This is a genomic window from Nonomuraea sp. NPDC050404 (assembly GCF_040655495.1).
GTDB lineage: Bacteria > Actinomycetota > Actinomycetes > Streptosporangiales > Streptosporangiaceae > Nonomuraea.
Window position 1 is genome coordinate 63,608 of record NZ_JBFAKB010000031.1, and the last position, 21,003, is coordinate 84,610.

Genomic DNA, 21,003 nt, shown 5'->3' on the forward strand with positions numbered 1-21,003 from the left:
GTCAGGACAGCCGGGACGCGACAGGCACCGCGTCCGATCGCAGCAGGTCCAGCGCCTCGAGGGTCAGCTGCCGCAGGTCGGCCTGCCCGTCGGACTCGAACCACTTGCGGTGGGCGAGTATGAACACCGAACCGGTCTGCCGTACGGCCAGTTCGGCGACGAAGTCCGCGGACCGGCCGCCGACGCGGGTCGCGACCTCGCGCGCGAGGTCCATCTCCCAGATCTGGAGCATGTAGACGAAGTGAGCCAGCACCGACGGCATGTCCCGCGCGACCTTGTACGCGGTCATCAGCCGCTCCGGCATGCCGAGATGCGAGCGCAGCAGGCTCTCCAGAATCGTGCGCAGGACATCGGGCAGTTCGGTGCCCTCGGGGCAGGCACGAAGATCCTTCAGCCCGGTCTCGAACATGTTCGCGAAGCTACTGAGGACGAGCGACTCCTTCGTCGGGTAGTGGCGGTAGACGGTGCGCGCGCCCACCTCGGCCGCGGCGGCGATCTCCTCCACCGTGGTCGCCGCGAACCCCCTGTCCCTGAAGAGCGCCAGCGCCGTCTCGGCGATCAGGTCCCGGGTCCGCTCCATCTTCAGTTCGCGCAAGGTCATGAGGTGCTCCGTATCTCAGCCGTCGAGCCCGATTCTGCCACTTGACAGTGACTGTCAGATGACAGTGGAGTGGCGGCACAACGGGAGAGAGCGACGGTCCCGCCGGGCCCGTTTAGCCCACCTGAGCTGCGGATATTAATCACTACAGGACCGCGCATGCCCGAACATCGTCACCGAGGGCGATGATGTGACCACGTACCGCTCGCTCGCCTTTCCGGCGCGATGGCTGGTCGTGCTCACCGCGCTCTGGCTGGGCGCGGCGTTGTGGTCGCCCGGCTCCCATGCCTTCGCGGCCGAACCGATCCCCGCGGCCTCGGCCGTCCACGCCGGCGAGGAGTCCAACACCGAAGAGCCCGCTCTGCGCTGCCCGCAGCGCAGACCGGCGAAGCGGCCGCGAGCCGTGGAGGAGCCGGTGCCGGCCGCGCTCGCCGGCGGACCGCCCGTGCCCGTCGTCGGCGCGGCACGGGCCATCGTCGAAGAGGTCCCCACGCGAGGTGCCGGGCACGCGGAGCGTCTGGTCCGGCTGAGCGTCTGGCGCGTATAAGTCTGCGGCACCCCTTCACCGCCACGCCATCCGCTCATCAAGCTCTCTGGAAGTGCTTCGCCATGCGCGAAACCGACGTGTTCTCGGAAATCTGGACGTTCATCTGCCAGCACTGCTCGCACACCTGGCAGGACGAGTACGAAGCCCGCCACTTCGACGACGGCCACGGCGGCGACACCGTGTCCTGGCGCCATCGCGGCCTGCACAGCATGCCGCCCTGGGCCCATGCGACCTGCGCCAACTGCGAGACGGCGGCGATCAAGGTGCTGCCCGCGACGCCACGCCGACTCTGAAACCGGTCTTGATACAGCCAGCGCTGAATCAACTCTTGGCTTGATTCAGCATTGGCTGTATCGTCGCGATATGGAGAACCCCGAGCACCATGCCGTCGCCGTGGCCGTCAACGCCGAGGCGCTGGCCCGCGTCGGCACCGCACTGGCCGATGAGAACCGGCGGCGGCTGCTGCTTGAGCTGCTGAACGAGCCCGCCTACCCCGCCGACCTGGCCGAGCGGCTGGGCATGACCCGCGGCAACGTCTCGAACCACCTGGCCTGCCTGCGCGGCTGCGGGCTCGTACGCACCGTGCCGGTGGGCCGCCGGGTGCGTTACGAACTGGCCGACGCCAAGCTCGCACACGCTCTGGCCGAACTGGCCTCCCTGGTGCTGCTGGTGGACCAGGGCGGCGGCGCCCCCGCCGACGAGGTCTGCGCACCGGGCGACTACGCCTGCGCCGAAGAGGCCGATGGTGTCTGACGCCTGCTGCGCCCCCGACGTCTCCGGCAGCGTGCACCACGACGACCCCGTCACGGCCCCCTCGGCGATCTGGCAGGTACGGGAGTTGCAGGCGGCAGCCGCCTCCGGGGTGCTGTTCCTCGCCTCGCTGCCCGCGCCGGGCTCGTGGGCGACGGCGTTGCAGGTCGCGGCGCTGCTGACCGGCGCCGCCACCTTCGTCCCCGGCGCGCTGCGCGGCCTGCTGCGTGGCCGGCTCGGCGTCGGCCTGCTGATGACGATCGCCGCCGCCGGCGCGGTGGCCCTGGGCGAGTACGGCGAGGCCGCCATGCTGGCGTTCCTGTTCGCCGTCGCCGAAGGGCTCGAAGGCTACGCGGTGGCCCGCACCCGGCACGGCCTGCGCGCCCTGCTGGACCTGGTGCCCCCGACCGCCCGCGTGCTGACGCCCGGCGGCGGCGAGTCCGAGGTCGCGGTCGCCGGCCTGCGCGTCGGCGACGTGCTGCTGGTACGGCCCGGCGAGAAGATCGCCACCGACGGCGTCGTGACCGCCGGCCGCAGCGCGCTCGACATCTCGGTCATCACCGGCGAATCGGTGCCGGTGGAGACCGGCCCAGGCGCGGAGGTCTTCGCCGGGACCATCAACGGCCCCGGAGCGCTGGAGATCACCGTCACCGCCGCCACCCGCGACAACTCCCTGGCCCGCCTCGTCCACATCGTCCACGAGGCCCAGGAACGCAAGGGCGCCGGCCAGCGCCTGGCCGAACGTTTCGCCCGCCCTCTGGTGCCCGGCGTGCTGGTGCTCGCCGCCCTGATCGCGGTCGCCGGCAGCCTGCTGGGCGAGCCCGGCGTGTGGATCGAGCGCGCCCTGGTCGTCCTGGTCGCCGCCGCGCCCTGCGCGTTCGCCCTGTCCGTGCCGGTGGCCGTGGTCGCCGCGATCGGCGCCGCGTCCAAGGCCGGCCTGCTGGTCAAGGGCGGCGCCGCGGTCGAGGCGCTGGGCAAGATCAAGGTCGTGGCGCTGGACAAGACCGGCACCCTGACCCGCAACGAACCCGCCGTCATCGACGTCGTACCCGCGCCGGGCGTCGACCGGGGCCGCGTGCTGGACGTGGCCGCCGCGCTGGAGGCACGCAGCGAGCATCCGCTCGCCGCCGCGATCCTGGCCGCCCGGCCAGGGCCCGAGCCGGCCGGCGAGGTGGAGGCCGTGCCCGGCAGCGGGCTGCGCGGCAGCGTCGGCGCACGCCCCGCCCGGCTGGGCAAGCCGGGGTTCATCGCCGCCGGCCCGCTCACCGCGCGGGTGAGCGGGTTGCAGGACGCCGGGGCCACCGTGGTCCTCGTCGAACACGACGGTGCGCTGCTCGGCGCGATCGCCGTACGCGACGAGATCCGCCCCGAGGCCGCCGAGGCCGTCGCCCGGCTCAGGCACCACGGCGTCGAGGTGGTCATGCTCACCGGCGACAACGCCCGCACCGCGGCCGCGATCGCCGCCGACGCCGGCATCACCGACGTACGCGCCGAACTGCTGCCCGCCGACAAGGCCCGCATCGTCACCGAGCTGAAGGCCCGCGGGCCCGTGGCCATGGCCGGCGACGGCATCAACGACGCTCCCGCCCTGGCCACCGCCGACGCGGGGATCGCCATGGGCGTCATGGGCAGCGACGTGGCCATCGAGGCCGCCGACGTCGCTCTCATGGGCGAGGATCTGCGGCGGCTCGCCGACGCCGTCGCCCACACCCGCGCCGCCCGCGCCATCTTCACCCAGAACCTGCTGCTGTCCGGCGGCATCCTCATCACCCTCGTCCCGCTGGCCGCCGCCGGCGTGCTCGGCCTGGCCGCCGTGGTCGCCGCCCACGAACTGGCCGAGGTCCTGGTCATCGCCAACGGCATGCGCGCCGGCCGCCGCACCCACCTGCCCCGCCACGCCCACGTCGCACGTACGGCTCCGCGACCCGTACCCCTTGTGCGCCCGCAATTGATCGGCGGTTGCGCTTGCTACTCAAAGGAGCCTCGCTGAGGTGTGCCGCTCGGCCGGTACCCTGTGCTACTTTGTAGAAGTACTCGGTACTACGAAGTAGCCGGAGATTGCAGAGGACCCATGTGGACGACCTGACGGAGATGCTGAAGGGCACGCTTGAGGGCTGCGTGCTGGAAATCATCGGCAGCGAGGAGACCTACGGGTACGCCATCACCCGCCGGCTGAACGAACTCGGCTTCGCCGACGTCGTCGAGGGGACGGTGTACACCATCCTGCTGCGGCTGGAGAGGAACAAGCTCGTCCAGGTGACGAAGCGACCGTCCGAAATGGGCCCGCCGCGCAAGTTCTACGCGCTCAACGACGCGGGGCGCGACGAGCTCGCGAGGTTCTGGGCGAAATGGGAGTACATCACATCGCGGATCGACAAGCTCAAGGAGGGCGGGAAATGAGCTTCTGGGAGACCATGACGGGCAGCGATCTCACCAGGGAAGTGACGGCGTTCGAGGCTCGGGCCCAGGCGCTGCCGGCCGACTACCGGGCGGCGTGGGAAGAGATCAAGGGCAATCTGTGGCTGTACGGGGACTTCACCGGCCGCAACCTGATGCCGATTCTCGACAGCGCTCTGGGGTTGCTCGAAGAGACGGCGGCCGATGGTCAGAACGTTCGCGAGGTGCTGGGTGACGACATCCCGGGCTTCTGCGCGGCGCTGGCCGGCGGCGAGAAGGCCAAGACCTATCGCGACCGGTGGCGTGAGCAGTTGAACAGGAATGTCGCCAGGAAATTGGGCCGGCTGGGAGGCTGACATGGGCATCCGGGACATCATCGAGGGCAAGCGGCAGTGGCGGGCGCACATGGCGCGGGTGAAGGCGCTCCCGCCGGACTACGAAATCGTCTACAAGGAGATTCAGCGGTACTTCTTCAAGGTCGGACCGGTCGAGTTGCACGACGGGACCCTGCTCAACGGCCTCCTCGATTTCTTCGAGGAGGGCGCCGCGGCCGGTAAGGGAGTCCTGGAACTCATCGGCACCGACGTGGCCGCCTTCTGCGACGACCTGATCAAGGACTCACGCACCTACGCGGAGATCTACCAGGAGTCCATCAGCGGAAAATCCGGCAGCGCCGAGAACCAAGAGAACGGACCTCAGAAGTGACCCCCGGTGTGGAGGAAGGCTGGGGAAAAGTCGCCGACGCGTTCCACGCGAACTTCGAGACCCCCGGCGAGGTCGGCGCGGCGTGCAGCGTCTACGTGGGCGGCCGGCCCGTCGTCAACCTGTGGGCCGGGCAGGCCGATCGCGAGGCGAACCGGCCGTGGCGCGATGACACGATCGTCCATGTCGCCTCCACGACGAAGGGCGCCACCGCGATCTGTGCCGCTCTGCTGGCACAGCGCGGCGAGCTGGATCTGGACGCCCCGGTGGCCCGGTACTGGCCGGAGTTCGCCGCCAACGGCAAGGAACACATCAAGGTGCGCTGGTTGCTGTCGCACCAGGCCGGCCTCCCGCTCATCGACGGGCCGCTGACGTTCGAGGAGGCGTGCGCGTGGCATCCGGTCATCCGCGCGCTGGAGGCGCAGAAGCCGCTGTGGCAACCGGGCACCGAGCACGTCTACCACGCCGTCACCTACGGCTTCCTGGTCGGGGAGGTCGTACGCCGGATCACCGGCAGGTCGCTCGGCACATTCTTCGCCGAGGAGGTGGCCGGCCCGCTCGGGCTGAGCGCCTGGATCGGGCTGCCCGAGGAGCACGAGGAGCGGGTGTCCCGGCTGCACTACGCCGCGCCGTTCAGCGTGGAGGAGCTGCTCGCCGGGATGATCGCGACGACCGGGCTCGACGCGGAGACGGTCACCGCCTGGGTCCAGTCCATGTGGAGCCCGGGCTCGATCCAGATGCGGGCCGGCGAGCTCGGCGGCGCCTTGGACAACGCGTCCGGGGAGTATGTGCTGACGCGTGCCTGGCGCGCGGCGGAGTTCCCTGCCGCGAACATGCTCGCGGACGCGCACTCGCTGGCGCGCATGTACGCCGCCACGGTCAGCGACGTCGATGGCGTGCGGCTGCTCAATCCCTCAACGGTCGAGACGATGACGGCCGTCCAGACCGACAGGACGCGGATGTACGGGCTGCCGCCGGGCCTGGACATCCCGGCCGACCGCTCCTTCTACATGTCGCTGGGGTTCTGGCGAGCCTGCCCTCCTGCGCCGATGGTCGGGCCGGGGTCGTTCGGTCACCCGGGCTCGGGCGGTTCGGTCGCCTTCGGCGATCCCGACGCCGAAGTCGGCTTCTGCTACGTCACCAACCTCTGGAACTTCCGGCCCGACGACCCGAGGGCGTCAAACCTGGCCAAGGCCGTCAAGTCCTGCCTCGGATGACGATCCGGTCCGTGCAGGACGGCGGCTCCTCCGCCGCGGTCACGGCCAGGGCCGAGGCCGAGGCCGCGGTCAGTGAGGCGCGCAGTGCCTGGCGCCGTGACACCCTGGGATTCGGTCGTTCGTCTTCCACTGCGCTCCTCATGCCGACGATCAAGGTCACGTGCAGGGATCACCCAACCAACCCCGCCGTGAAAGCAGAAGAAAGATCATCCTTCGGGGAACGTTCGGTCGCGATTCGCACGCCTCGTGAGGGGCGCGGCTGGGGCAGGATGTCCCCATGACCACCGTCGTCCGCCTCGAAACCTTCGCCGACCTCGACGAGCGGGCCGGCGACGATCCGCACTGGGTGTCGGTTTCCGCGACGCTCTCAGCCGTTCTCGACGACGGTCGCCGGGTCACGCTGCTCGACGACCGTGGCTGGAGCGGCACCAGGCGTTGGGAGACGGCCACGGCCGGCGAGATCGAGAGCACCACCCTCACCGTGGTCGGCCCCGACGAGCCGGTCGAGGGCCAGACCCACGAGGAAGTGGCGGCGGCGCACTGGGCACACCTGGCCGCCGTCCTGGGTGAGGGCGGCGTGGCAGCGGGTCCGGACACGCTGCGCGCCCTTCCGCATGTCGTCGTGCTCAGCGACCGCCTGCGTGCCCGAACGGCCTGACAACCGCCCCTCCCGGCAGCGTCGTGAGCAGGCCCGTCGTGGTCAGGCTCGGTGGCGTATCGCCGCGTGGGCGATCGCGGTCAGGACGAGGGCGAGCGCCAGGTGAGCGGCTGTCTCGGCCCACTGGAGGGTCCAGAAGGGCAGGTCGAACCGCTCGCGCAGAGCCCGGCAGGCGAGCTGGCCGGTGCCGACCAGGAGCACCGACAACGGCATGGCGATGCGCGTGTGCCGGGTGACCGCGCCGAGTGCGACGCCGAGTGTCAGTGCCAGCAGCGCCCTGGCGTACGGGACCGGGCCATGGCTCTCGTAGTATCGCCACGCCATCGGATCACCCCCGGCGTCCGGCAGGAACCAGGTCAGTACGGCGGAGAGGACGGCGGTCGCGGCCAAGGCGCCCGCCGCCGCGACGGCGAGGACCGCGACGAGCCAGCGGCCCCGGGACACGCTCTGGGTCCAGGCGAGCTTGTGGGTACCGGCTTCAAACTCGCGCGCGATCAGCGGAGCGCCCCAGATCAGGCAGATCGCGCCGGCCAGGAGCCCCGCCAGTTGGAAGGTGAGCCCGCTCAGGTCCGGCTCCAGCCGCTCGATCGTGGCGGCGGCGCCGTACAGCAGGAGCAGCGCGGCGATGGCGGCGGCCTGGGCGCGCTGCCCGCGCCAGGCCACCCACAGCAGGCCGCTCATCGGGCCGCCTCGGGGTTGCGCAGGTAGTGCAGCACGAGTTCCTCCAGGTCGGTGGCGGGGTGGCTGCTCAGGAGGCCGGCGAAGCCGCCGCACAGCCGGACGCGGCCGGCGCCGAGCAGGATCAGGTGATCGCACACCCCGGCCAGGTCGGCCAGGATGTGGGACGACAGCAGCACGGTGGCCTCCAGTTCGCGCACCACGCTCATCACCTGCAGGCGGGCCAGCGGATCGAGCTCGGCCAGCGGCTCGTCCAGCACCACCAGGTCGGCGCGTTTGCCGACGGCGAGTGCGAGCGCGACCAGCGTGCGCTGACCGCCGGACAGTCGATCCACCCGCTCGCGCGGGTCTATGTCGTGCCCGGACAGCAGGGACCGCGCGGCGGCGCGGTCCCATCGGGGGTTGGTGGCGGCGCCGAAGCGCAGCAGGTCGGCGACGCTCCACCGGCGATACAGCGGCTTTTCCTGGGCGACGAACGCGACCGCGGCCGTCTCCATGGGCCGGCCGAAGATCTCCACCCGGCCCATGGTGGGCACCAGCAGGCCGGACACCAGGTTCAGCAGTGTGGACTTGCCTGCCCCGTTCGGCCCGACCAGCGCGACCCTGGCCCCGGACGGCACCGTGATGGTGGCCTCGCGCAGCGCCCATCGCCGCCGGTAGCGCTTGCCCAGCTCATGAGTCTCCAGCGCGTTCACCGCTCCTCCAGGCCCGTCAGCAGCTCATTGGTCATTTCGTCCTCCTGTCATCCAGCACAGTCGGGCGAGAGGCCGCGAAGGTTCACGCGGAGCACACTGGTGAGATCGAGGTGGTGTCCGGGGTGCGGTTTCGGCCTGAAATCCACCAGCGGAGTGAGCGGCGTGCAGAGCATGAGGAAAGCCTCAGTAGCCATGAGGCCGCAGCCGGCGGGGCCTTCAGCCGCGTATGACAGGCCCGGGGACCCCGGGCGGGCCGCACGGCCGGATGTTCGCCGGCATCCGCGTCATCGCAACCCCCGACTCGTCCACCAGATCACTCGCGGCCCGGGTCGTCGCCCGGTGGTGGCAGCAGGCAGGTCAGCGCGGTTCTCAGCGCCCGTTCGACAGCCTCGGCGTCGACCGCCTCGGGATCGGCGATGTGCTCGTTGACCAGGCCGTTGGTCAGGCAGTGCAGGATGAGCGCGGCCTGGTCGAGATCGACGGCGGGGCGGACACCGGTGCGCTCGGCGACTTCGGCGATCGAGCGGGCGGCCCCTTCGCGCTGGTCGCGGCGCATCGGGGCGAGGATCTGCCTGGTGTGCTCGTCGCGGGCCGCGCGGGCCGCGAACTCCAGGCCGAGGTGCCCGCGGCCGCTGTCTTCCACGATGCGCCGGGTGACCAGTGACGCCACCCTGCCGATCATTGTGGGCAGGTCGTCGAGGTCGCGGATCTCCTCCCGTACGGCGGCCAGTTCGGTCTCGGCGCCGTCGCCGAGGATGGCGCCGAACAGTTCCTGCTTGCCGCCGAAGTTCGAGTAGACGGCGCCCTTGGTGAAGCCGGCGCCGGCCGCGATGTCCTCGATGCGGGCGTCGGCGTAGCCGCGTTCGGCGAACACCCGCGTCGCTTCCGCCAGGAGCCGGCGGCGTACCTCCTCGCGCGGCAGACGCCGGTTCGGGTTCCTCTGCATACAGCCACAATACCGAAAGTACTCAATACTTTCGGTATCGTACGGGGTGACTTGATCACCTTTCGGTATCGGAGGCACCTTTGACGACGGCGGCAACGGCAACGACGACCAGGCAGGGCGGCGGGCGCCGGAACTACATCGACTGGCTGCGCAATCTGGGCATCCTGTTCCTGTTCCCGTACCACACGGCGCGGGTGTTCAACGATGGCGCGTCGTTCTACGTGAAGGGCGAGGTGAACGCGTTCTCCACCGTGCTGGTCCAGTTGTCCTACTGGTTCATGCCCCTGCTGTTCCTGCTGGCCGGCTCGGCCAGCTTCTACGCGCTCAAACGCAGGACGGCGGGGCGCTACGTCAGCGAGCGGGTGTCCAGGCTGCTGGTTCCGCTATTGTTCGGCGTGCTGGTCGTCGTGCCGCCGCAGGCGTACTACGCCCTGCGGTTCCACCGTGATCACCAGGGCTCCTACGCCGACTTCCTGTGGACGTACTTCACCGACTTCTCCGACTGGTCGGAGTACGAGGGCGGGATCTCGCCGGCGCACCTGTGGTTCATCCTGTTCCTCTTCCTCATCTCGGCCGCGCTCGTCCGGCCGATGCTGGCTCTGGCCAGGCGCGGGTACACGCCGGGCTGGCTGCGGCGGCCCCTGCCCGCGCTGCTGCCGGTCGTGCCGCTGACCGCGTTGTCGTGCCTGCCCGAGGTGGGCGGGAAGAACATCTTCGTCTTCGCCGCGTACTTCATGCTGGGCTTCCTCATCGTCACCGACGACTCGATCATGGACATGATCGAGCGGTGGCGCCCGCTGTTCCTGGCGCTGGCGGTGTGCGGGGGCGCGGGGGTGCTCATGCTCGGCGGCCAGGACGGCTTGCCGGCCACGGCCGTGCGCGACCTCGCGTGCTGGACGGCGTTGCTGACCATGCTCGGGTACGGCCGGCGGCACCTCAACGGCGGATCGAAGGCGGTGGCGTACTGCAACGAGGCCGCCTTCCCCCTGTACGTCCTGCACCAGACGTTCCTGGTCGCCGTGGGCTACCACGTTCTGCGGCACACCGACGCCGGGATCACGCCGTACCTGCTGATCATGATCGGGTCGTTCGCGCTGAGCCTGGCCACCTACGAGATCGTGCGGCGCTGGGGACCCACCAGATTCGCCCTCGGCCTCGGCCGTTCCCCTCGGTAGGCCATAAGCAGGCCGGTTCGGGAGATCCCCCGTGAGAGCTACCGCGAATGTCCGTTCCGGGGGGATGGCACGCCCCGTCGCGATCCCTAATCTCGTTCGGGCCGCAGAAAACAAGGCGGAACCTGATCGAGAGGATCGCGATCGTGGCGTCCACGAAGCACCCGGAGAACACCCTCCCGCAAGCCGGCCCTTCCACGGCCCGGCGCCGATTGCGCAGGTTCCGGTTCCCTGTCCTGCTGGTCGCGTTGTTCGGCGTGATGGTGGCGACGGCCGGGATCAACCAGCTTGTCGCGCCCGTGCCGATTCTCGCCCTGCCGGTGGGGGCCGGGCTGGCCGTCGCCGGTGTGGCCTGCTACCGGCGGCTCTGCCGGGCCGTCGAACTGCGTACGGACATCCCCGAACTCGGCAGGACGGGCAGTTGGCCCCTGTTGCGGCGCGGGGCACTGCTCGGATTCGGCCTGTTCGCCGGGTTGATGTCGCTGATCGCGGTGTTCGGCGGCTGGCAGGAGGTGTCCTGGGGTTCCTTCGGGGGTTTCTTCGGCACCGCGGGCATGATGGCCGGCGTCGCCGTCGCCGAAGAACTGCTGTTTCGCGGGGTGGTGTTCCGGATCATGGAGGAACGCACCGGAACCGTGATCGCCCTCGTCGTGTCCACGTTGTTGTTCGGGGCGACACACCTGGTCAACGCCAACGCCACGCTGTGGGGCGCGCTCTCGATCGCCTTGACGGGCGGAGCCATGACGACCGCCGCCTATGTCGCCACCCGCACGTTGTGGCTGCCCATCGGCCTGCACTTCGCCTGGAACTTCACCCATGCCGGGATCTTCGGCGTGATGCTCTCCGGATCGGACACGCCGCCCCACGGACTGCTGAGCGTCACATTGTCCGGCCCGTCCGCGCTGACCGGCGGCGCCTTCGGGCCCGAGGCCAGCCTGCTCGCGCTGCCGATCTGCCTGGCGCCCACGATCCTGCTGCTGCGGCGGGCCGCCCGCGCCGGCCAGATCCGGCGCCGCCCCCACCGCGCCGGGCATCCCGCCTGACCACCCGGCGCACAGGACCGACGGGTCAACCCTGGTCGGTGGGCACCAGGCCCACCCGGTAGGCGAGGACGACCGCCTGCACCCGGTCCCGCAGGTCGAGCTTGGTCAGGATCCGCGACACATACGTCTTGACGGTCTCGGCGCTGATGGACAACTTCGCGGCGATCTCCGCGTTGGACAGGCCCCCGGCGAGTTGTTCGAGCACTTCCACCTCCCGCGGGGTCAGTGCCCGCACAACCTCGTCGCGGGCTGTCCTGGCGGTGTCGGCCGGACGCAGGCGTTCGGCGAAGCGGCCGATGAGGGCGCGGGTGACGGCGGGCGCGAGCAGGGAGTCACCGCGGGCGACGGTACGCACGCCGTCCACCAGTTCTCTCGGCGGCGCGTCCTTGAGCAGGAACCCGCTGGCGCCTGCCCTGAGCGCCTCGTAGGCGTACTCGTCGACGTTGAACGTGGTCACCACCAGCACTTTCACCGGAGCGGCGACACCGGGTCCGGCCAGCTGCCTGGTGACCGCGATGCCGTCCAGAACGGGCATCCTGATGTCCATCACGACGACGTCCGGCAGCAGCCGCCGCGCCGCCTCAAGCGCCGCGCGGCCGTCCGCGGCCTCCCCGACGACGGTCATGTCGGGCTGAGCGGAGAAGATCGTGGTGTAGCCGGTGCGCACCAGCTCGTGGTCCTCGCAGATGAGCACCCGGATCGGCGGGCCGGTCATGTGGTGCTCCCGGACGGGATGAGGGCCCGGACGGTGAACCCGCCCCCTGGCCGGGCGGCGACGGTCAGCTCGCCGTCCAGCAGTTGTACGCGCTGCCGCAGCCCGTCCAGCCCCCGCCCGCCGGAAGGCACGGCGGGCCCCGCTCCCGGGTCCGGGCCGTCGGTGGTCACCTCGATGTCGATGTGGTCGGCGCGGTGGTGGACCGTGACCGTGGTGGGCCGGCCCGCCGCGTGCTTGACGGCGTTGGTGAGGGCTTCCTGAATCACCCGGTACGCGGCCAGCTCGGCGTCGATGGACCGGGGCAGGCGCTCGCCGTGCTCGGTCAGTTCGACGGGCTGGCCGGCTCTGCGAGCCTGTTCGACCAGGTCGGCGACCTCGCCGAAGGCCCGTGTACGGTCCGCGAACGCGGCGTCGCCGGTCGCCTCCAGCACGTCGAGCAGGTGCCGCAGCTCCGTCAGCGCCCGCCGGCCGGTGCCACCGATGGCGGCCAGCCCCTCCCCCGCGCGTCGCGGCTCGGTGCCGACCAGGAACTGGGCCGCGTCGGCCTGCACCACGATGGCGGTCACGTGATGGGTGACCACGTCGTGCAGCTCACGGGCGATGCGGGCGCGTTCGGCGGCGGTCGCCGCCAGCGCGCCGAGACGCCGCCGTTCTGCCTCCTCGGCGCGCCATCGGCGCATCCCGGCACCGGCCATCCACATCAGCGCCAGGAAGGAGTAGAAGGCGAGAAAGTCCGCGAACTGGTTGGGGGATCCCAGCTGGTGCAGGACCAACGCCAGCGCGGCATAGCCGGCGCTCACCGCTGCCGCGACCGCGCTCCGGTGCCGGGCCAGGTGGGCGCCTGCCGCGTACAGGGCCAGGTAGAAGCCGAGGCTGGCGAACGTCTGCGGATAGCTGAGCGCCTGGTGGACGGCGAAGGCGACGCCGATGACCGCGAGGCAGGCCGCCGGTCGGCGGCTGCGGAGCGCCAGCGGCGCCGACTGCGCCACGGTCAGCACCAGCGCCAGGGTGTCGGCCGGGCGCTTCGGCAGGTCGCCGAGCTGCGCCGCGATGGCGGACAGCGTGGGCACGAAGGCCAGCGCGGTCAGCGTCGCCGCTAGCGCGCCGTCCTTCACCGGGGCGGGGCGGGCTCTCCACCAGAGCGGCCATGAGCGCACGGCCGGGGGAACGCTCGCGATCACCGCCCCAGCCTAGCGGCGCGCCGCCGGCTCCTTCTCCTCCTGACGGGCGGGCCGATGACCTCGTTACAGGGCGCTTGAGGTCTTCTTCAACATCTCGGCGAGCGCCTGGTAGTCGGTTTCCTGCCCTTCCACGATGTCGGCGCACTTGCGCTCGCCTTTGCCCATCGAGCGGATGAAGCCTTTGACCGCGGGGATTTCGGTGGCGTTGAACACCATGAAGGAGACCTTGTCACGGGAGACGTAAACGACGGCCGCGTGCTTGCCGTTCTTGAGGAAGTGTGGCTTGCCGTATTGGAACTTCTCCTCCATGCCGGGAACGGCTTCGTGGATCATCGCGCGTAACTTCTCGCAGACCTCCTGCTGCCATGGTGGGGCGGCACTGATGTACTGGGTGACTTCGTCGTTCACGTTGTTCTCCCAAATGTCGTTTCGTTAACGCCGGAGCGGTTTTCCGGTCACCTGCTGGAGCAGCGTAGCGTTGATCATCTTGCGCTGGTAGGGCACTCCAGCCGTGGAGGATGTCGAGAACGCCGCGCCGGATCCGTCCCAGGGACGACAAGCGGCCGGGACGGGCCGCACGACATCTTCCACAGGGGAGAAGGACCATGAACGAGAACGAGATCACCGAAGTTCTGAACCGGCCGCTCAGCCGGGAACTGCTGGCCCGCGACGTGACCCGCCTGGCCTACGTCGCCAAGGACGGCACACCCCGCAACATTCCGATCATCTTCGCCTGGAACGGCTCGGAAATCGTCATGTGCACGCCGAAGAACGCGCCGAAACTTCGGGCCCTGCGGGAGAACCCGATGGTGGCGCTGACGATCGACACCGAGTCGCACCCGCCCAAGATCCTGCTCATCCGGGGGCGGGCCGAGCTGGACTACGTCGATGGCATCCCGCAGGAGTACCTCCAGACGACCAGCACCTACGAGATGACGCCCGAGCAGCGGGCCGAGTGGGAGGTGGAGGTGCGTTCGCTCTACCGCGACGGCATGGTCCGGATCGTGGTGACCCCGACGTGGGCCAAGCTGATCGACTTCGAGACGACTCTGCCGAGCCCGGTCGAGGAGCTGATCCGGCAGCGGGAGGAGCGTCAACGCGCCTGAGCTCCATCGCCCGGGAGCCGCCGTACCGCCAGGCCGGGTGTTCGCATGGCCTGCCGATCACCTGCCGTGGCCCATCATGGCGGCCAGTCCTTCGGGGAGGGCGATCGAGGGGCGGTAGCCGAAGGCCGTGGCGGCCCGGGAGATGTCGGCGTGGGTGTGGCGGGCCTCGTCGCCGCAGGCGGGGAAGGGCCGGATGTCGACGGGTCCGGTGAGGCGTTCGACGATCTCGATGGCCTCGTTGATCGAGGCGCGGGCGCCGCCGCCGATGTTGGCCACGCCGGTGAAGGCGGAGGCCGCCGCCGCGCGCATGGCCGTCACCACGTCGCTGACGTGGGTGAACTCGCGGGTCTGGTCTCCGTCGCCGTACAGAGGGAAGCAACCGCCGTGCAGGGCGGCGGCGGTCAGGCGGGCGAAGGCCATGTCGGGGCGCTGGCGGAGGCCGTACACGGTGAACAGCCGCAGGGAGACCGTGGGCAGGGCGTGAGCGGTGCGGTAGAGCTCACACAGGTGTTCGGCGGCCAGCTTGGTCACGCCGTAGGGCGACATGGGGCGGGGGCGCATGGTCTCGGTGGCGGGGCTGCCGCGCGTGTCGCCGTAGACGGAGGAGCTGGAGGCGTAGACGACCTTGCCGGCGCCGCCTTCCATGGCCGCCTGGAGGAGTTTGTGGGTGGCGTTGACGTTGTCGGCGAGATAGCGGGGAAAGTCGCGCGGCCGGGCGCGTACGCCCGGGCGGCCCGCCAGATGGTAAATGACGTCGGCGCCCGCGAACAACTCCCGTAGCGGCGTGGAGAGCAGGTCGCGTCGCAGCAGGCGGAAGTTCGGGCGGTCGAGCAGGCCGGAGAGGTTGTCCTCCTTTCGCGCGGGGTCGTAATGGTCGGTGAACGCGTCGATGCCCAGGACGTCGTCACCCGATGCCAGCAGGTCGGCGCACAGATGGGAGCCGATGAAGCCCGCGGCCCCCGTCACCACGGCGTACATTTCCTTCCCCCTTTGTCCCGATATTTCTAAACAATTCGGACATTTGTGGGTTCCCCTGTACGCATTTCATACCCACGATTAACGCGTTTATGGAAGTGGCGTTTCGGAGAAAACCTGACCAAGGGGCCGCCATTCACTGTTCTTGGGGGAAATATCATGTCGGCACGGATCGGGCTGGTCTTCCGCACGGTCGGCGAACGTACCAGTGACGCCGCCTTCGACCTGGCCGTGCGGCACGTGCGCCCGCACCAGGTGCACGTCGTGGAGGGGATCCGCCCGATCGGCGCGGCCATGCGGAAGATGCTGGAGCTCGACCATGAGTGCGACACCGTCGTCTTCGCCGACGCCGACTGCCTGATCACCGCCGACATCAGCGCCTTCCTGCGCGCCAACACCCTCCCCTACGTCGACTCCATCGTGCTGGACGGCCTGCGCGGGCACGTGCAGGCAGGTGTGCACGTGACCAGGATCGACGTGGTCAGGGCCATGCGCGAGCTGCGCGACATGGACGACACCCCGCAGTTCGTGGTGGAGCCGGAGGGCACGCTGCGCAGGCGGGCCATGCGGCGGCTGGGCCTGACGCACGCGTGCCGCCCCATGCCGATCCTGCACGACCACCTGCAATACCACGGCGACCTGTTCACCAAGTACGCCCGGCGGGCCGTGCGTCATCGCGACGGCTACTACCGGCTGCGCTTCGACACGCACCGGCGGGGCTGGCAACACTCGCCGTACGAGAGCGACCGCCGCATCGTCGAGCACGCCCTCGCCGACGCCCGGCTGCACCTGCCGGCCGAGCCGGACACCGCCGCGCTGAACGCCTACTTCGACGCGTTGCCCGGCCGCCTGCCCGCCGAGCTGGGGCGTGCCGGGCTGGCGGAGAAGGCGCCGCTGACCCGGGCCGAGGTGGCGGCCACCGTGGCGGCCGCGGCCCCCCGCGATCGGCCGCCGTTCCCCGGCAAGGTCTTCGGCATCGGGCTCATGCTCACCGGCACCGCCGGGTTGTGCTCGGCGCTCAACCGGCTGGGCCTGGCGGTGCCGTTCGCGACCGATGACTGGAACACCCTGCACGACCTGCGCGCGGGCCGGTACGACCTGTCCCTGCTGCGCCACTTCGACGGCGCGGTGGAGACCGTCACCCCGTTCTTCGCGCAGCTCGACCGGGCCTGGCCCGGCTCGAAGTTCATCCTGCTGCAGCGCGACCTCGACGCCTGGCTGGCGGACCTGTCCGTCCTCTGGGGCACCCGCGAGCTCTTCGCCGCCGAGCCCTCGCCGAGCGGTAAGCAACACCACCTGCGGTGGCTGCACCGGCAGAGCCACGGCACCTGCGGCTACGACCCCGACCGGCTCGCCCGCGCCTACACCGACCTGGCCACGCGGGTCCGCGAGCACTTCCGCGACCGCCCCGGCAGCCTGCTGACGATGGACCCGCACGCCGGGGACGGCTGGGAGAGGCTCTGCCCCTTCCTCGGCCTTCCCCCGCCCGACGAACCCTTCCCCGCGCCCGACGCCTCCTACGGCTGGCGGCTCGGGAGGCACGGCGATGTCATGTGAGCGCGCGAACAGCGGCGTGACGTTCATCGGCACCGCGAGCCACTCGGGATCGACGCTGCTCGGGCTGATGCTCGGCGCACACCCCCGGATCTTCTACGCCGGAGAGGCGTGCAAGATCAACCACTTTCTCAGCCCGAGCAGGCCCGCGCACAAGCGGCACTGCGCCGTCTGCGGCCCACGCTGCCGCATCTGGGCCGGACTTCGCCCCGGCGAGCGGCCCGACCTGTACGAGGTGCTGTCGCGGCGTTCCGGCCGGCCCCTGGTGTTCGACTCCTCCAAGAACACGACCTGGATCGGCGAGCAGACCGGCCTGTTGCGCGGCGTCGTACCGCTGCGGCTGATCGTGCTCACCCGCGACGGCCGCGGGGTCGTCAACTCCTACCTGCGCAAGCACCCGTCACTCCCGGCAGACGAGCACGTGCGCACCTGGTTGTCCCGGATGCGCGCCGTCGAACGGCTGGCCGGGCAGTGGCCGGGGCCGGTGCACCGGGTCCGCTACGAACACCTCACCACCGAACCCGGACTCAGGCTGCGCGAGATCGCCCGGTTCCTCGGGGTGCCGTACGTGCCCGAGATGGCCTCCCCCTGGAGCTGCGAGCACCATCCGATGGCGGGCAACAAGGGCACCCGCTCGCTCCTGAGCCGCGGCCCCGGCGCCCCCGCGCCGCCCGACCGCCCCTGGTACACCGCCGAACGCACCCGCCTCGCTCCCGACCTGCGCTGGCGGCACGAGCTGGGAGAGGCGGCGCTGGCGGTGTTCGAGGAGCTGGCCGGGGCGGCGAACCGGCCCTACGCCTGGGACGAGCCGTGAAGGTGTTCGGCATCGGCCTGTCGCGCACCGGCACCAAGACCCTCACCGCCGCCCTGGGCGTGCTGGGCTTCGACGTCGTGCACTACCCGGCCGACGAGACCAGCCTGGCCGCCATGGCCCGCGGCGATGGCCGCTTCCCGCTCCTGGACCGCCACGACGGCCTGACCGACATCGCGACCATCCCCTACCTGCGCGAACTCGACGACCTGCATCCCGGCGCGAAGTTCGTCCTGACCGTCAGGGACAAGCCGTCCTGGTTGCGTTCCATGCAACGGCACTGGGCCGGGCGGCCCGCCACGCCGGTCACCGGCACGCACGGCCAGGTGCGGCTGCTGCTGCGCGCCGCCGTCTACGGCTGCTGCGAGTTCAACGCCGCACGCATGTCCCGCGTCTACGACGACCACCTGGACCGCGTGCGCCACCACTTCGCCCACCGGCGGGACGATCTGCTCGAACTCGACATCTGCGCGGGCCAGGGCTGGGAGCGGCTGGCCCCCTTCCTCGGCCGCGCCGTCCCCGGGACGCCCTTCCCCGCCGTACGCCGCCAACGAGATCTGGACGTCTTCACGCGACGCCGTGACGGCTACTTGTAGGTCCACTCGGCCTTGCAGCGGTACTTACCGTCGAAGAAGGTCGTGCGGTAGGTGTAGTTCTTGCGCAGCGGGACACCACGGCTGTAGTGCGTCTGGCCCGAGCCCTTGCTGACCGACTCGCTCTTCATGCCGACGCCGTTCTTCAACTCCTTGAACTCGCCCGTGCGGCCCTTGGTCATGCGGCCCCAGGCGTAGGACTTGCCGTTGTAGGTGCCGGTGCGGACCTCGCACTTCAGGCCCAGCGGACCGGACCAGACGGTGTCGGTGTCCCTGGTCTTGACGTTGCTCGCCTTGCTCGGGTCGGAGAGCACGTCGGCCTGGGCGCCGGGCGCGTACACGGTAAGCCCGACGGCCGCGACGGCCAGGCCGCTCATGACGGCGGCGGTCCAGCGGAGCTTGTTCTTCGGTGCGGATTTCACGATCTTCCCTCGGGTCGATTCCTATTGACGGGCCCGAGCGTAGGAAGAGGCGGTATAGCGGGGGTATGTCCGCTGTCAGGTGATCTCGAGGTTGGCCATCATGGCCATGTCCTCGTGTTCGGCGTTGTGGCAGTGGAACAGGTAACGGCCCCGGTAGCCGTCGAAACGGGTGATGATCTCCGCCGCCTCGCCCGGCCGCAGGGAGACGGTGTCCTTGAGGCCCGCGTCGTGCGGCAGCGGCGGCCCGCCGCCGCGCGAGAGCACCCGGAAGCCGACCAGATGCAGGTGAATGGGGTGGTGCACGTCGGCGACCAGCCGCCACACCTCCACGTCGCCGAGGCGGGTGGTCACGTCGGCCCTGGCGGGGTCGAACGGGAGCCCGCTGATCACCCAGCCCCGGCCGCCGTGCGTCTGTCCGGTGCGGAAGGAGAGGTCGCGCACCCGGACGGCGTCCGACCGGCGCCACGCGGGCAGGTCGGTGCTGAGCGTACGGGGAACGCGGCTGTCGTCGGCGGCGCGGCGGGCGATGCGGAAGGCGAGCACGTCGCGGGTGCGGCCGGAGCCCAGCCGGTTGACGATCCTGACCAGGCCGCCGATCGGGACGCCGGAGAAGTCGACGATCAGGTCGTAACGTTCCGCCGGCGCGATCGGCAACACCCGGTGGGTGACCGGCGCGGCGAGCAACCCCTGGTCGGCGCCGATCTGCACGAGGTCGAGCCGGCGGCCGTCGCCGGTGACCGCCTCTAGTTCGTAGTGCCGGGCGTTGGAGGCGTTGAGCACGCGCAGCCGGTAGCGGGCCGCGTCGGCCTCGTGCACGGGCCAGGGCGCGCCGTTGACCAGGATCACATCGCCCAGAACCCCCGCGACGTAGGGTTCGCGCACGCCGGGACGCTCCCGCAGGGTGGGGTCCAGGGCCGGGTAGGCGAGGCTCCCGTCCGCGGCGAACGAACGATCGGCGATCATCAGCGGCAGTTCGCGCGGCCCGGAAGGCAGGCCGAGCGCGTCCTCGGCGTCGTCGCGGACGATGTGCATGCCCGCCAGTCCCCGCCAGATCGCGGGGCCGGTGAAGTCCATCCGGTGGTCGTGATACCACAACAGCGTCGGCCGCTGCTCAAGCGGGAAGGTGTAGTCCCGCGTCAGCCTGGTCACCACGGCCCGCGGATCGTGCATGCCGCCGGCGCCGTGCCCGCCATGCCCACCATGCCCGCCGTGTTGTCCTTCGGGCAGGACGAGGTCGGTCGGGTAGCCGTCGGAGGCCGCCGGGGTCCGTCCGCCGTGCAGGTGTACGACGGTCGGCACGGGCAGTTCGTTGCGGTGCGTCACGGTGATCGCCCGGCCGCGGCGCGATTCGATCGTCGGCCCGGGGAAGGTGCCCTCGTACGTCCATAGCGGCGTCCTGACCCCGGGCAGGATCTCCGCGCTCGTCTCACGCTGGGTCATCGTGTAACGATCGGCCCCGCCCGAGGTGCCGATCGGCTTCAGCACGGCGGGGATCGGCAGCGGCACCTGGAAGGGCGGCGGCAACGGCACGGCGCTGCGCAGCTCGGCCCCGGTGAAGGAGGGATGGCGGGCCAGCGCGGCCGAGGCCGACAGGGCGGTGACCGCCATCAGCCCAAGCGACCCGCCGATGCCCAGCACCCGCCGCCGGCTCAGGCCCCCGGCCCTGCCCCCTGCCCTGCTCCCGCTCCCTGCCCTGCCCCCGCTCCCGGCCATGCCCCCGCTCCCGGCCATGCGCTCGTCGGGCTCACGCATCTCGGGCCTCCCGCCGCGCGAGGGGCCGGCGCCAGACGGCGATGAACTGGACGACGAGCGCGGCGACGGTCATCACGCCCAGCGGGATGTGCAGCCACAACGCGCCCTCCAAGCCGGCGAAGTACTGCACCGTCTCGGCCGCCACCACCAGCGCCGTGACCAGGAACGGCCCGGCCTGGCGCAGCCGGACCCACACCACGATCGCCGTGATCATCTGCAGGTAGCCGATGGAGGTGACCACGTCGGCGCCGATCGCGTGCCAGCGCAGGCTGTCGAAGTCGCCGGTCAGATAGACCCCGGCGAACACCGGCTGCCCGGCGATCGCCACGAGGTGCGCGCTGACCACGGCCCGGAAGGCCCATTCGACCGGCCTGGTCCGAGGCGCGATCGCGGATCCCGCCATGAGGGATCCTCCTCACTCTGAGTGTCGTGGATGAACGCCTCCGAGAATATGACTGTTGAGTTATCTTGGCTAAGATCAATATTGTTAT

Annotated in this window: 26 protein-coding genes; 15 read left to right on the plus strand and 11 right to left on the minus strand. The window is 70.6% G+C overall.

Going from position 1 to position 21,003, the window contains the following annotated elements; all coding sequences use genetic code 11:
- Position 1: 1 nt before the first annotated feature.
- Positions 2-601, minus strand: coding sequence for a TetR family transcriptional regulator (locus AB0I81_RS52035; protein WP_360675163.1), 600 nt, complete (start codon positions 599-601; stop codon positions 2-4).
- 187 nt (positions 602-788) lie between these two features.
- Between AB0I81_RS52035 and AB0I81_RS52040 the strand changes: the two genes are divergently transcribed.
- The 9 genes from AB0I81_RS52040 to AB0I81_RS52080 all read left to right on the plus strand — a co-directional run bounded on the left by AB0I81_RS52040 (position 789) and on the right by AB0I81_RS52080 (position 6,869).
- Entirely contained in the window at positions 789-1,145 is a 357-nt protein-coding gene (locus AB0I81_RS52040) for a hypothetical protein (RefSeq protein WP_360675166.1), read from the plus strand.
- Positions 1,146-1,207: 62 nt separating this feature from the next.
- Positions 1,208-1,438: a hypothetical protein gene (locus tag AB0I81_RS52045; RefSeq protein ID WP_360675169.1), complete on the plus strand. Its 231-nt coding sequence runs from the start codon at positions 1,208-1,210 to the stop codon at positions 1,436-1,438.
- 70 nt (positions 1,439-1,508) lie between these two features.
- Entirely contained in the window at positions 1,509-1,898 is a 390-nt protein-coding gene (locus AB0I81_RS52050) for a helix-turn-helix domain-containing protein (RefSeq protein WP_360675172.1), read from the plus strand.
- Positions 1,888-3,885 carry a cation-translocating P-type ATPase gene (locus tag AB0I81_RS52055; RefSeq protein WP_360675175.1) on the plus strand — a complete coding sequence of 666 codons (1,998 nt, stop codon included), beginning with the start codon at positions 1,888-1,890 and terminating at the stop codon, positions 3,883-3,885. The genes AB0I81_RS52050 and AB0I81_RS52055 overlap by 11 nt, the downstream gene beginning before the upstream one ends.
- Before the next feature lie 83 nt (positions 3,886-3,968).
- Complete coding sequence (locus AB0I81_RS52060; protein WP_360675178.1) at positions 3,969-4,295, plus strand: PadR family transcriptional regulator; 327 nt, start codon at positions 3,969-3,971, stop codon at positions 4,293-4,295.
- A complete protein-coding gene (locus tag AB0I81_RS52065) occupies positions 4,292-4,648 on the plus strand; it encodes a DUF1048 domain-containing protein (protein WP_360675181.1) in 357 nt (118 codons plus the stop codon). The genes AB0I81_RS52060 and AB0I81_RS52065 overlap by 4 nt, the downstream gene beginning before the upstream one ends.
- Position 4,649: 1 nt before the next feature.
- Entirely contained in the window at positions 4,650-4,997 is a 348-nt protein-coding gene (locus AB0I81_RS52070; protein WP_360675184.1) for a DUF1048 domain-containing protein, read from the plus strand.
- Positions 4,994-6,211: a serine hydrolase domain-containing protein gene (locus tag AB0I81_RS52075; RefSeq protein WP_360675187.1), complete on the plus strand. Its 1,218-nt coding sequence runs from the start codon at positions 4,994-4,996 to the stop codon at positions 6,209-6,211. Before AB0I81_RS52070 ends, AB0I81_RS52075 begins: the two co-directional genes overlap by 4 nt.
- Before the next feature lie 277 nt (positions 6,212-6,488).
- Positions 6,489-6,869, plus strand: coding sequence for a hypothetical protein (locus AB0I81_RS52080; RefSeq protein WP_360675190.1), 381 nt, complete (start codon positions 6,489-6,491; stop codon positions 6,867-6,869).
- Between the two features lie 42 nt (positions 6,870-6,911).
- Here AB0I81_RS52080 and AB0I81_RS52085 read toward each other — a convergent pair whose 3' ends face one another.
- From AB0I81_RS52085 to AB0I81_RS52095, 3 genes are all read right to left on the minus strand, one after another.
- Positions 6,912-7,550, minus strand: coding sequence for an ABC transporter permease subunit (locus AB0I81_RS52085; protein WP_360675192.1), 639 nt, complete (start codon positions 7,548-7,550; stop codon positions 6,912-6,914).
- Entirely contained in the window at positions 7,547-8,242 is a 696-nt protein-coding gene (locus tag AB0I81_RS52090; protein ID WP_360675195.1) for an ABC transporter ATP-binding protein, read from the minus strand. The genes AB0I81_RS52085 and AB0I81_RS52090 overlap by 4 nt, the downstream gene beginning before the upstream one ends.
- 313 nt (positions 8,243-8,555) lie before the next feature.
- Positions 8,556-9,188: a TetR family transcriptional regulator gene (locus AB0I81_RS52095; protein WP_360675198.1), complete on the minus strand. Its 633-nt coding sequence runs from the start codon at positions 9,186-9,188 to the stop codon at positions 8,556-8,558.
- An 80-nt stretch (positions 9,189-9,268) separates the two neighbouring features.
- On the opposite strand from AB0I81_RS52095, the gene AB0I81_RS52100 reads away from it, so the two are divergent.
- Both AB0I81_RS52100 and AB0I81_RS52105 read left to right on the plus strand, forming a co-directional pair.
- Positions 9,269-10,363 carry an acyltransferase gene (locus AB0I81_RS52100; protein WP_360675201.1) on the plus strand — a complete coding sequence of 365 codons (1,095 nt, stop codon included), beginning with the start codon at positions 9,269-9,271 and terminating at the stop codon, positions 10,361-10,363.
- Between the two features lie 143 nt (positions 10,364-10,506).
- Positions 10,507-11,403: a CPBP family intramembrane glutamic endopeptidase gene (locus AB0I81_RS52105; protein WP_360675203.1), complete on the plus strand. Its 897-nt coding sequence runs from the start codon at positions 10,507-10,509 to the stop codon at positions 11,401-11,403.
- Between the two features lie 25 nt (positions 11,404-11,428).
- Here the strand turns inward: AB0I81_RS52105 and AB0I81_RS52110 are convergent, their stop codons facing one another.
- The 3 genes from AB0I81_RS52110 to AB0I81_RS52120 all read right to left on the minus strand — a co-directional run bounded on the left by AB0I81_RS52110 (position 11,429) and on the right by AB0I81_RS52120 (position 13,707).
- Positions 11,429-12,118 carry a response regulator transcription factor gene (locus AB0I81_RS52110; RefSeq protein WP_360675206.1) on the minus strand — a complete coding sequence of 230 codons (690 nt, stop codon included), beginning with the start codon at positions 12,116-12,118 and terminating at the stop codon, positions 11,429-11,431.
- Positions 12,115-13,299, minus strand: coding sequence for a histidine kinase (locus tag AB0I81_RS52115; protein ID WP_360675209.1), 1,185 nt, complete (start codon positions 13,297-13,299; stop codon positions 12,115-12,117). The genes AB0I81_RS52110 and AB0I81_RS52115 overlap by 4 nt, the downstream gene beginning before the upstream one ends.
- A 63-nt stretch (positions 13,300-13,362) precedes the next feature.
- On the minus strand, positions 13,363-13,707 hold the full coding sequence (locus AB0I81_RS52120; RefSeq protein ID WP_360675212.1) for a DUF1801 domain-containing protein: 345 nt from the start codon (positions 13,705-13,707) through the stop codon (positions 13,363-13,365).
- Between the two features lie 197 nt (positions 13,708-13,904).
- On the opposite strand from AB0I81_RS52120, the gene AB0I81_RS52125 reads away from it, so the two are divergent.
- The gene (locus tag AB0I81_RS52125) at positions 13,905-14,405 is read left to right on the plus strand and encodes a pyridoxamine 5'-phosphate oxidase family protein (protein ID WP_360675215.1); all 501 of its coding nucleotides are present in this window, start codon (positions 13,905-13,907) and stop codon (positions 14,403-14,405) included.
- Between the two features lie 57 nt (positions 14,406-14,462).
- Here AB0I81_RS52125 and AB0I81_RS52130 read toward each other — a convergent pair whose 3' ends face one another.
- Positions 14,463-15,383 (minus strand): NAD-dependent epimerase/dehydratase family protein, encoded by a 921-nt coding sequence (locus AB0I81_RS52130; RefSeq protein WP_360675218.1) that lies wholly within the window; start codon positions 15,381-15,383, stop codon positions 14,463-14,465.
- Between the two features lie 156 nt (positions 15,384-15,539).
- Between AB0I81_RS52130 and AB0I81_RS52135 the strand changes: the two genes are divergently transcribed.
- From AB0I81_RS52135 to AB0I81_RS52145, 3 genes are read left to right on the plus strand one after another with little or no spacing between them, the layout of a single operon-like run.
- Positions 15,540-16,937 (plus strand): sulfotransferase, encoded by a 1,398-nt coding sequence (locus AB0I81_RS52135; RefSeq protein ID WP_360675220.1) that lies wholly within the window; start codon positions 15,540-15,542, stop codon positions 16,935-16,937.
- The gene (locus AB0I81_RS52140) at positions 16,927-17,748 is read left to right on the plus strand and encodes a sulfotransferase (RefSeq protein ID WP_360675223.1); all 822 of its coding nucleotides are present in this window, start codon (positions 16,927-16,929) and stop codon (positions 17,746-17,748) included. Before AB0I81_RS52135 ends, AB0I81_RS52140 begins: the two co-directional genes overlap by 11 nt.
- Complete coding sequence (locus tag AB0I81_RS52145; protein ID WP_360675226.1) at positions 17,745-18,341, plus strand: sulfotransferase family protein; 597 nt, start codon at positions 17,745-17,747, stop codon at positions 18,339-18,341. Before AB0I81_RS52140 ends, AB0I81_RS52145 begins: the two co-directional genes overlap by 4 nt.
- Here the strand turns inward: AB0I81_RS52145 and AB0I81_RS52150 are convergent.
- From AB0I81_RS52150 to AB0I81_RS52160, 3 genes are all read right to left on the minus strand, one after another.
- Positions 18,332-18,760, minus strand: coding sequence for a hypothetical protein (locus AB0I81_RS52150; protein ID WP_360675229.1), 429 nt, complete (start codon positions 18,758-18,760; stop codon positions 18,332-18,334). The two genes, AB0I81_RS52145 and AB0I81_RS52150, sit on opposite strands and share 10 nt — an antisense overlap.
- 75 nt (positions 18,761-18,835) lie before the next feature.
- Positions 18,836-20,512, minus strand: a complete 1,677-nt coding sequence (locus tag AB0I81_RS52155; RefSeq protein ID WP_360675232.1) for a multicopper oxidase family protein — start codon at positions 20,510-20,512, stop codon at positions 18,836-18,838.
- On the minus strand, positions 20,505-20,915 hold the full coding sequence (locus tag AB0I81_RS52160) for a hypothetical protein (protein ID WP_360675235.1): 411 nt from the start codon (positions 20,913-20,915) through the stop codon (positions 20,505-20,507). Before AB0I81_RS52160 ends, AB0I81_RS52155 begins: the two co-directional genes overlap by 8 nt.
- Between the last annotated feature and the right edge of the window lie 88 nt (positions 20,916-21,003).